The sequence below is a fragment of the Kutzneria sp. 744 genome, assembly GCF_000568255.1.
In the GTDB taxonomy this organism is placed as follows: domain Bacteria; phylum Actinomycetota; class Actinomycetes; order Mycobacteriales; family Pseudonocardiaceae; genus Kutzneria.
Genome location: NZ_KK037166.1, coordinates 7,980,140 through 7,990,344, shown reverse-complemented (window position 1 = coordinate 7,990,344; position 10,205 = coordinate 7,980,140). Strand labels below are relative to the sequence as shown.

Genomic DNA, 10,205 nt, shown 5'->3' with positions numbered 1-10,205 from the left:
CAAGAAGGCCGCCCCCGGCAAGGCCGGTCCGGCCAAGGCCAAGAAGGCGGGCGACGGCGACGAGCCCGAGGACCTCGAGGGCGACGTCGAGATCGACGCCGCCGAGCTCGAGGACGTCGTGGTCGAGGACGTCGCCGTCGAGGAGCCCGACGAGGAGCCCGAGACGAAGAACAGCTCGGACTTCGTCTGGGACGAGGAGGAGTCGGAGGCGCTGCGGCAGGCCCGCAAGGACGCCGAGCTCACCGCCTCGGCCGACTCCGTCCGCGCCTACCTCAAGCAGATCGGCAAGGTCGCGCTGCTCAACGCGGAGGAGGAGGTGGAGCTGGCCAAGCGGATCGAGGCCGGGCTCTACGCCGCCGAGCGGGTGCGCAAGGCCGAGGACGAGACCGAGAAGCTGCCGCCGCAGATGCGCCGCGACCTGCGCTGGATCGTGCGTGACGGCGAGCGGGCCAAGAACCACCTGCTGGAGGCCAACCTCCGCCTCGTGGTGTCGCTGGCCAAGCGCTACACCGGCCGTGGCATGGCGTTCCTGGACCTGATCCAGGAGGGCAACCTGGGCCTGATCCGCGCGGTCGAGAAGTTCGACTACACCAAGGGCTACAAGTTCTCCACGTACGCCACCTGGTGGATCCGGCAGGCGATCACCCGCGCGATGGCCGACCAGGCCCGCACCATCCGCATCCCGGTGCACATGGTCGAGGTCATCAACAAGCTCGGCCGCATACAGCGCGAGCTGCTCCAGGACCTCGGCCGCGAGCCGACGCCGGAGGAGCTGGCCAAGGAGATGGACATCACCCCGGAGAAGGTGCTGGAGATCCAGCAGTACGCCCGGGAGCCCATCTCGCTCGACCAGACCATCGGCGACGAGGGCGACAGCCAGCTCGGCGACTTCATCGAGGACTCCGAGGCCGTCGTCGCGGTCGACGCCGTGTCGTTCACGCTGCTGCAGGACCAGCTCCAGTCGGTGCTGGCCACCCTGTCCGAGCGTGAGGCGGGCGTGGTGCGGCTGCGCTTCGGCCTCACCGACGGACAGCCCCGCACCCTGGACGAGATCGGCCAGGTCTACGGCGTGACCCGCGAGCGGATCCGCCAGATCGAGTCGAAGACGATGTCGAAGCTGCGTCACCCGTCGCGGTCCCAGGTCCTGCGCGACTACCTGGACTGAGCCGACAGGCTTGAGCGGACGCCCCGTCCGGCCACTGGCCGGACGGGGCGTTCGTGTTGCCCGGAGCGTGCCCACCGGTGATCGAACCCGGACCGGAGATCCACTCGGGGTGGGGCGTTCACCCCGGCGACGGCCGTTCGTGGCCCCTGGTTGGCCCGTAGGACGCCCGTGACGCGTTCGGCGGGGTGTTGGGGACCCGCCGGGGCCTGGACGCTCACCGGGGGCGAAACGAAGGCCTGAACGACTGTTCGCCAGAAGCGAATATCACTCTCTGTTGTGTGACTCATCCCACAACAGGGGTGGTGATACGAACCCGGTCGTGGTTCTCTGACGTAGCTTGAGTCACTGAGTTCGTTGCGGTGAGTCAGTTCAGACCCGATCTGACGACAAAACGTAACCGACTCGGCACCTGTGGGTGGCCCCGGCAACGGACCATCGACAGGGGTGGGATGTCACGGAGTGTGGCTTGCTACATCCGGGTACATCTCACGTGACGGGCGTCGCCACTACGGTGGGGAACACCGGGAAGGCGCCGAACGTCTGCAATGGTGATGGCAGCGAGCACCGAGCCCCCCGGGCGGCGACCCGGTAGGTAGGTGGTCGCAGCTGTAAGTAGGCACCGGAGCACCGGTGCCGGGACGGAGGGAGAATTTCCATGACGACCTTGCTCACCCGCCCCGAGCTGACCGCTGTCGACCGCTGCGACCGGTGCGGCGCGGCCGCTCAGGTACGCGCCATTCTCCCGTCCGGAGGCGAACTCCTCTTCTGCGGCCACCACGCCCGCGAGCACAACGCCAAGCTGCGTGAGCTCGCGGCCGAGATCCAGCAGGGCTGAGACGGGGCCAGAGAACACATCCAAGCGATCAGGGGCGCGGGCCCGGTGTGGACCCGCGCCCCTTCCGCTACCCACGAGAATGTTGCTATTAGCTCGGGACAGTATAATGATGTTCCAACAAGGCCTTTGAAGGTTCTTCGTAAGTCTAGCAGTGTACGATGAGCACGTATCTACGTTCTCGTTCCGGTAGGTGAAGCGGCGTCGCTCAACCTAAAGGGCGATCTACCCATTGTAAATCATGCGTCTCTCGCGCTCCAGTAGGGCGGCCACAGGTCTGGGTATCGGGTTCGTTAGAGACTAGATATATCTCATAGCTACGCTCATCCCCGCATCACGTTCCCTGCATGAAGAGCGGCTCAGCCGGAGAGGGCCTGTTGGAAGGCCAGCTCGGCGGCGCCGATGATCTTGGCTTCCTTGCCCAGCGGGGAGGCCACGATCCGGATCCCGCCGACGGCCCGGCTGACCAGGCTGCGTTCCCGCACGGTCTCGGCGGCCTCGTCGACGACCGCGTCGGGCAGCGCGGCCAGTAAATCGCCCAGCACGACCAGCTGCGGCCCGAGCAGGTTGACCACGTTGATCAGCCCCAGCCCCAGCCAGTCGGTGAACTCCCGCATCCGGGTCAACGCGACCTGCGGCTCCTCGCCGGCCAGCGAGCGGAGCTCGCCGACCACGGCCTCCCGGGGCGACCCCTCGGGCAGCCCCAGGGCCCGGCACAGGGCGTCCTCGCCGATCTCGGTCTCCCAGCAGCCCTGGCACCCGCAGTAGCAGGGACGGCCGCCGGGCCGAACCACCATGTGCCCCAGCTCGCCGACGTAGCCGCCGCTGCCGCGCAGCGCTGCCCGCTCGGAGATGACCCCGCCGCCGACCCCGACGTCGACCGACACGAACACCATGTCGGCGGCCTCGGTGGCGATGCCGCGGGTGTGCTCGGCCAGCGCCCCAAGCTCGGCGTCGTTGCCGACCAGGACCGGCCGGTTCAGGGCGGCGGACAGCCGCTCCCCCACCGGCACGCCCTCCCAGTGCAGGTTGGGCGCCTCGTGCACGTAGCCGTCACGACGGACGACACCCGGCACGGACACACCGACCCCGACGGGCTCGGAGCCGATCCGCTCGGCCAGCCGCCGGCCGGCCGCGCCGATCTTGGCCAGCAGGTCGTCCGGCGACCCGGAGCCGCGCGGCAGCGTCCAGCCCCGGGTGCCGAGCACCTCGCCGCCGAAGCCGACGGCCGCCACGGTGGTCTGCTCGACGCCGACGTCGACGGCGAGCACCCACAGCGACCGCGGCTGCGGCAGCACCAGCAGGGACGGCCGGCCGGCGCCGGTGCGCTTGACCGAGACCTGCTCGACCACCACCCCGGCCTCGGCCAGCCCGTCCACCAGCGCCTTGATCGTGCTGCGGTTGAGCCCCAACTCGGCGGCCAGTTCCGCCCTGGTGCACGGGCCGCCGACGTGCAGCCTGCGCAGCAGGGCGGTCCGGTTGTGCCTGCGGACCTCGTCGGGACGTGTACCCGCGGTTGGCGGACCGCTCACCGCACACCCCCTCGTGCCCCTGTGGGACGGCTAGTGACCGGTCGCCTTGGCCCGTCGACGGGACAGCGCGTCGACGCTGGCCGCCAGCAGCAGGACCGCACCGGTGACGATGCTGACCACGGCCGCGGGCGCGCCGATCAGGCCGAGGCCGTTGCTGACGATCTGGATCACGAAGCCACCGATGATGGCGTTGGACAGCCGGCCCTTGCCGCCGAACAGCGACGTGCCGCCGATGACCGCGGCGCCGACCGCGAACAGCAGCACGTTGCCGCCACCGGCGTTCGGGTCGACCGAGCCGACCTTGGACGAGTAGACGATGGCGCCGACCGCCGAGACGGTGGAGGCGATCACGAACACGCTCATCCGGATCTTGGGCACGTTGATGCCGGCGCGCCGCGCCGCCTCGGCGCTGCCGCCGACGGCGTAGATGTGCCGGCCGTACTTGGTGCGGTCGAGCACGAACGTGCCGGCGACCAGCAGCACCAGCACGATCGGCACCACGTAGGGCACGCCGGCGATGGTGACGCGGTCCGGGTTGGGCGAGCGGTTGACCGTGAGCAGGTAGGTGGCCACCGCGCCGAGCACGACGAGCGCGCCGACCTTGATCATCATCAGCGAGGTCGGCTGGGCGACCAGGCCGCGGCGGACCCGGCCGAAGTGGCGGAACAGCACCACGGCCGCGTAGCCGCCGGCGAAGATCACGAACAGCAGCCAGCTGCCGACGGTGCTCAGGTTGTTGTTGGCCACGCCGAACAGCACCGGGTCCTGGCTGATGGACAGCGTGCCGCCGTCGCCGATCAGCTTGAGGATCACGCCGCCCCAGGCCAGGAACAGGGCCAGGGTCACGACGAAGGACGGGATGCCGATCTTGGAGATCATCACGCCGGTGAGGCAGCCGATGACCGAGCCGACGCAGACGGCCAGCAGCATCTCGATCCACGGGTTGGCCGGCACGCCGAGCAGCAGGATCAGCACCGCGACCGCGGACAGCACGGCGCCGAACCAGATCCGCTGCCAGACCGCGACGCCGATGGCCACCAGGCCGCCGATCACGAAGGCGTAGAAGACGGTGTCGCCCATGCCGGCCTGGAGGTTGCCGCCCTTGACGTAGTGCAGCGCCATCACGGCGGCGGCGACGCCGGAGCCGGTGCCGGCGGACAGGTCGATCTCGCCCAGCAGCAGCACGAACACCAGGCCCATCGCGATGATGGTGATGCCGGCGGCCTGCGCGAGCAGGTTGGCGATGTTGTTCAGGCCGAGGAACGTGCTCGACGACAGGCCGAACAGGATCACCAGCACGATCAGGCCGGCCAGCGCCGGCAGCGAGCCGAGTTCGCCGCCGCGGACGCGGTCGACGTAGTCGCGCACGGCCTGGCCGGTGGTGCGCCGGGTGGTGTCGATGCCGAAGTCGGCGACGGCCTGGTCCTGCGCGGCCTGCTTCTGGTCCGACGGCGGGGCGGCGGCGGGTGTGTCAGTCATTGGAGGAGATCCCTTGCGATTCAGACCGTGGCGACTTCGGGCTTGGCCAGGCCGATGTCGCCGGACCGGCCGGCGGTGATCAGCTCGACGACCTGCGTGTTGGTCAGGCTCTTGGTCGGCAGCTGGGCGACCATGCGGCCGAGGAAGAGCGTCGCCACGTTGTCGGCGACCTCGAAGACGTCGTTCATGTTGTGGCTGATGAGCACCACGCCCAGACCCTGGTCGGCCAGCCGGCGCACCAGGTCGAGCACCTGGCGGGTCTGGGCCACGCCCAGCGCCGCGGTCGGCTCGTCCAGCAGCACGACCTTGCTGTCCCACAGCACGGCCTTGGCGATGGCCACGGTCTGCCGCTGGCCGCCGGACAGCGACGCCACCAGCGTGCGCACCGACTTGACCGTGCGGACCGACAGCGAGGCCAGCGTCTCGCGGGCGGCCTGCTCCATGTCGGTCTCGTCGAGCAGGCCGTGCTTGCCGCGCTCGCGGCCGAGGAACATGTTCTGGACGATGTCGAGGTTGTCGCACAGCGCGAGGTCCTGGTAGACGACCTCGATGCCGTAGTCGGCGGCCTCACGGGGGCCGGAGATGTGCACCGGCTCGCCGTTGAACAGCACCTCGCCGGAGTCGATGCCGTGGATGCCGGCGATGCACTTGACCACCGTGGACTTGCCGGCGCCGTTGTCGCCGACGAGCGCGGTCACTTCGCCGGGGCGGATCACGAGGTCCACGTCGTGCAGCACGTGGACGGGTCCGAAGCTCTTGTTGATCCCGCGCAGTTCAAGGATCGGCTGCTCGGTCATGGGGGTCTTCTCCAGACTGTCACTGCCCGCCCCGGTGGCGGTGGGGTGCCGGGCATGGGAAGCCGCCGCGGCCGGCCCGGGTCGGGGGTCCGGGTCGGCCACGGCGGCGGCCTTCGCATCAGGCCGTCAGCTGACTAGCTGATGCCGTTCTGGGCGCAGAGCGGGGCGACATCGCCCGTGCAGACGTCGGCCTTCGGCACGGCGCCCGCGGAGATGACGTCCTTGACCTTGTCCTTGGTGATCGACTGCGGGTCGAGCAGCAGGGACGGGACCGACCGCTGGGTCTTCGGGTCCACGGTCTTCTGCGTGGCGATCTTGTCGGCGTCGGCCTTGCTGTTCTTCAACAGCGCGGTGGCCAGCTTGGCGGCCGCCTTGGCCTCCTGGTCGATCGGCTTGAAGACGGTCATGTACTGGTCGCCGCGCAGGATGGCCTTGAGGCCGTCGGCGGTGGCGTCCTGACCGGTCACCGGGACCGTGCCGTTGAGGTGGTTCTTCTGCAGCACGGCGATGACCGCGCCGGCCAGGCCGTCGTTGGCCGCGAGGACGCCGTCGACCTTGCCGCCGTTGGCGGTCAGGAAGTTCTCGAAGGTGGAGCCACCGGTCTGGTTGTCCCACTTGTCGATGAACTGGCTCTTGACCAGCTTCAGCGTGCCGGCGTCGTAGAGCGGCTTGAGCACCTGCTCCTGGCCGTCGTGGAACAGGGTCGCGTTGTTGTCGGTCGGCGCGCCCTCGATCTCGATGACCTGGGCGCCCGGCTTGCTCTTGAGCGCGTCGGCGAGGGCCTGGCCCTGGAGCTTGCCCACGCCGGGGTTGTCGAACGAGACGTAGTAGTCGGCGCTGCCGCCGGCGTTGAGGCGGTCGTAGTCGATGACCGGAACGCCCTGGGCCTCGGCCTTCTTCTCGACCGCGGCGCCCACGTCGCCGGTGGTGGAGGCGAGGATCAGCACCTTGACGCCCTGGCTGAGCATCTGGTCGGCCAGCTGCGAGACCTTCTGGTCGTCGCCCTGCGCGTTCTGGATGATCGGGTCGAAGCCCTCGGCCTTGAGCGCGGCCTCCAGCAGCGGGTGGTCGAAACCCTCCCAGCGGGCGGACGTCGTGGTCTCGGGCAGGATCACGCCGACCTTGGCGCCGTTGCTGGCGCCGCTGCTGCCCGACGTCGGGCTGGAACCGCTGCTGCTGTTGGCTCCACACCCGGTGACCGCCAGCGCGAGCCCGGTGCTCGCGGCGAGCACGGCGAGAGTTCTGCTCCGCATCCGGCTGTTCCCTTCATCGTGGCGCGGGTCACTGAGAGAGCCCCGCGAAAATGTTGTGGCGCAGAACATATGCCCCTGAGCCTCGCTACGAAAGGTAGCTGAAGCGGTTAAGTTCGGTTCTGGCGACACGATGCGGCAACGACGCGGTAACCGGAAGGCCGCCGCTACACCGAACAGCCGCCTGTCAACTACGCGTTGTGACTAAATCGGGGTGAGGTGCCGCACGCTCATTGCACGGTTGGCCGCTTCTCCTGCGGCGAAAGGTTCACGGGCGTGATCACGGACAGGCATGAGAGCGCTACCAAGCGCCCTACGCCCATTCGGCCGTGCACGCTCGACCGGGTGTCACCACGAACGCAGCGTGGCGATCCGCTCCTCAAGCTGCTCGACCGAGGCCATCGCGGTGGGCGGGCCCCCGCAGTAGGCGCGCAGCTCGCTGTGGATCTTGCCGTGCGGCTTCTTGGTCCGGTGGTGGTGCATCGACACCAGGGTGTTCAGCTCACGTCGCAGCTCGGCCAGCCGCTCCTGGGTGGTGCGCACCTTGACCGGCTGCGGCACAGCGGCCGGCTCGGCCGCCTTGCGCGCCGACACGTCGGCCAGCTGCTTGGCCTGCCGCTGGCGCAGCAGGTCCCGCACCTGGTCGGGGGCGAGCAGGCCGGGCAGGCCCAGGTAGTCCTGCTCCTCCTCGGTGCCGACCATGGCCGCCGTGCCGAACGAGGAGCCGTCGAAGATCAGCTGGTCCAGCTCGGCCGAGGCGCCCAGCGAGGTGTAGCCCTTCTCCTCCTCGCCGTCCTCGTCCTTGGCCCGGTTGGCGTCGGCCAGCAGCTCGTCGTCCCAGCCGTCCTTCTCACGGTGCGGTTTGCCCAGCACGTGGTCGCGCTCGGCCTCCAGCTCGGAGGCCAGCTGGAGCAGCACGGGGACGCTGGGCAGGAACACGCTGGCCGTCTCGCCGGGGCGCCGTGACCGCACGAAGCGGCCGATCGCCTGCGCGAAGAACAGCGGCGTCGAGGAGCTCGTGGCGTACACGCCGACGGCCAGGCGCGGCACGTCGACGCCCTCACTCACCATGCGGACCGCGACCAGCCACCGGGCCTGGCCGGCCGAGTACTCGGCGATCCGGCCGGTGGCCTTGGGGTCGTCGGAGAGCACGACCGTCGGCTCCTCGCCGGTCAGCCGCTTGATGATCTCCGCGTAGGCCTTGGCCGACTCCTGGTCCGAGGCCAGCACCATGGCGCCGGCGTCCGGGATGGACTGGCGCACCTGGTTCAGCCGCTGGTCGGCGGCGCTGATCACGGCCGGCATCCACTCGCCGGTCGGGTCCAGCGCGGTGCGCCAGGCCCGGGCCGTCTGCTCCTGGGTCAGCGGTTCACCCAGTCGGGCGGTGAATTCCTCGCCCGCGCCGGTCCGCCAGCTCGCCTCACCCGAGTAGGCCAGGAACAGCACCGGCCGGACCACGCCGTCGCGCAACGCGTCGGAGTACCCGTACGAGTGATCCGCACGACTGCGCATCTGGCCGGCGCCGTCGGGCTCGTAGTTGACGAACGGGATCGGGCTGTCGTCGCTGCGGAACGGCGTGCCGGTCAGGGCCAGCCGGCGCACCGCGGGCGTGAACGCCTCGCGAATGGCGTCGCCCCAGGACTTCGCGTCGCCGCCGTGGTGCACCTCGTCCAGGATCACCAGCGTCTTGCGGTTCTCGGTGCGCACGCGGTGCAGCGTCGGATGGGCCGCGACCTGGGCGTAGGTGACGGCGACCCCGTTGTAGTCGTTGGAGGTCTGGCCGGCGCCGTTGCGGAAGTTGGAGTCGATCGCGATGCCGGCCTCGGCCGCCGCCTTGGCCCACTGGTGCTTGAGGTGCTCGGTCGGCGTGACGATCGTGACCCGCTCGACCGTGCGGTCGGCCAGCAGCTCGGCGGCCACGCGCAGACCGAAGGTGGTCTTGCCGGCGCCGGGCGTGGCGACCGCGAGGAAGTCCTGCGGCCTGGTCGTCAGGTACCGGGTCAGGGCCCGGCGCTGCCAGGCCCGGAGCGGTCGTGCGGCGGTCGTCGTCGGGTTGAGGGTGTCCGTCAACGCCGTTCACCCTCCCTAGCTGCGACAACCTGCCGATGACGTGCGAATGCCCTCACGGTGGGGTTCCCTGAGGGCTGGTGCCACCTTACCCAACGGACCCGGACGGCACCGCCCGATGGGCTGTGCCGATGACCACGAGATGACGTTTCGGGGGGTGATCCAGCCGGGGAACCCGTGATGCCGCATGCTTTGGGGTGCCATGGGTCAGCAGCCTGAGCAGGAGACCGGCGCGGTCGCACCCGACAAGCGGGGGCCGTGGCGGCTCACGGTGCGCACGGTCACCAAGGCCTGGTTCGGCGACATCTTCTCGGAGGCCGCGGAGGCCGCGTTCTGGCAGACGCTGTCGCTGCCGCCGCTGCTGCTGGGTCTGCTCGGCTGCCTGAGCTTCGTCGGCGACTGGTTCGGGCCGCAGATCGTCACCGCCGTGCAGTCCAAGATCCTTTCGTTCTGCCACACCATATTCAGTCCGAACGTCGTGGACCAAATCATCGCCCCCACGGTGGTGAGCATCCTCACCGGCGCGCACACCGAGGTGGCCTCGATCGGCTTCCTGATCTCGCTGTGGGCCGGCTCGTCGGCGATGGCCTCGTTCGTGGACGCGATCACCGCCGCCTACGGCCAGCACGACGTGCGGCATCCGGTGTGGCAGCGGATCTTCGCGCTGTTCATGTACATCGTCGGCCTGGTGCTGGCCGTGATCGGGCTGCCGCTGCTGGCCCTGGGGCCGGACCTGCTGGCCGCCGTCGTGCCCGGGCAGTGGCGGCCGATCGTGCAGCAGCTGCTGAGCACGTTCTACTACCCGGTGATGGCCGTGCTGCTGGTGTTGGCGCTGACCACGATGTTCAAGGTCGCGCTGCCGCGGAAGCTGCCGTGGCACCGGGGTCTGCCCGGCGCGGGGCTGGCGATGGTGATGTTCCTGTTGTCCAGCATCGGGTTGCGGCTCTACATCTCGTGGATCACCAGCACCGGCTACACCTACGGCGCGCTGGCCACCCCGATCGCCTTCCTGCTGTTCACGTTCTTCCTCGGCATGGCCATCATCGTCGGCGCGCACTTCAACAGCGCCATCGAGGAGATGTG

At 69.6% G+C, this 10,205-nt stretch carries 8 protein-coding genes; 3 read left to right on the top strand and 5 right to left on the bottom strand.

From position 1 onward, the window contains the following. Together KUTG_RS36780 and KUTG_RS36775 are read left to right on the top strand one after the other, a co-directional pair. A partial coding sequence (locus KUTG_RS36780) for an RNA polymerase sigma factor (protein ID WP_043723465.1) occupies positions 1–1,165 on the top strand: 1,165 nt, incomplete at its 5' end. A gap of 655 nt (positions 1,166–1,820) precedes the next feature. Continuing rightward, positions 1,821–2,000: a DUF7455 domain-containing protein gene (locus tag KUTG_RS36775; protein ID WP_043723463.1), complete on the top strand. Its 180-nt coding sequence runs from the start codon at positions 1,821–1,823 to the stop codon at positions 1,998–2,000. Positions 2,001–2,356: 356 nt separating this feature from the next. On the opposite strand, the gene KUTG_RS36770 is transcribed toward KUTG_RS36775, so the two are convergent. From KUTG_RS36770 to KUTG_RS36750, 5 genes are all read right to left on the bottom strand, one after another. Continuing rightward, a complete protein-coding gene (locus KUTG_RS36770; RefSeq protein WP_043723462.1) occupies positions 2,357–3,529 on the bottom strand; it encodes an ROK family transcriptional regulator in 1,173 nt (390 codons plus the stop codon). Positions 3,530–3,559: 30 nt separating this feature from the next. After that, positions 3,560–5,008, bottom strand: a complete 1,449-nt coding sequence (locus tag KUTG_RS36765; protein WP_043723459.1) for a sugar ABC transporter permease — start codon at positions 5,006–5,008, stop codon at positions 3,560–3,562. Between the two features lie 20 nt (positions 5,009–5,028). After that, positions 5,029–5,805: an ATP-binding cassette domain-containing protein gene (locus tag KUTG_RS36760; RefSeq protein ID WP_043723458.1), complete on the bottom strand. Its 777-nt coding sequence runs from the start codon at positions 5,803–5,805 to the stop codon at positions 5,029–5,031. Between the two features lie 134 nt (positions 5,806–5,939). Continuing rightward, complete coding sequence (locus KUTG_RS36755) at positions 5,940–7,058, bottom strand: sugar ABC transporter substrate-binding protein (RefSeq protein ID WP_043723456.1); 1,119 nt, start codon at positions 7,056–7,058, stop codon at positions 5,940–5,942. Between the two features lie 345 nt (positions 7,059–7,403). Then, positions 7,404–9,125 carry a DEAD/DEAH box helicase gene (locus KUTG_RS36750; RefSeq protein ID WP_043723455.1) on the bottom strand — a complete coding sequence of 574 codons (1,722 nt, stop codon included), beginning with the start codon at positions 9,123–9,125 and terminating at the stop codon, positions 7,404–7,406. Positions 9,126–9,324: 199 nt separating this feature from the next. Here KUTG_RS36750 and KUTG_RS36745 point away from each other — a divergent pair. Next, positions 9,325–10,205: YihY/virulence factor BrkB family protein (locus KUTG_RS36745; RefSeq protein ID WP_043723453.1), on the top strand; the 881-nt coding region annotated here is incomplete at its 3' end.

Excerpts from the sequence above, each read along its gene's own strand:
- KUTG_RS36775 (WP_043723463.1), top strand. The coding sequence starts at position 1,821 with ATGACGACCTTGCTCACCCGCCCCGAGCTGACCGCTGTCGACCGCTGC.
- KUTG_RS36765 (WP_043723459.1), bottom strand. The coding sequence starts at position 5,008 with ATGACTGACACACCCGCCGCCGCCCCGCCGTCGGACCAGAAGCAGGCC.
- KUTG_RS36760 (WP_043723458.1), bottom strand. The coding sequence starts at position 5,805 with ATGACCGAGCAGCCGATCCTTGAACTGCGCGGGATCAACAAGAGCTTC.
- KUTG_RS36755 (WP_043723456.1), bottom strand. The coding sequence starts at position 7,058 with ATGCGGAGCAGAACTCTCGCCGTGCTCGCCGCGAGCACCGGGCTCGCG.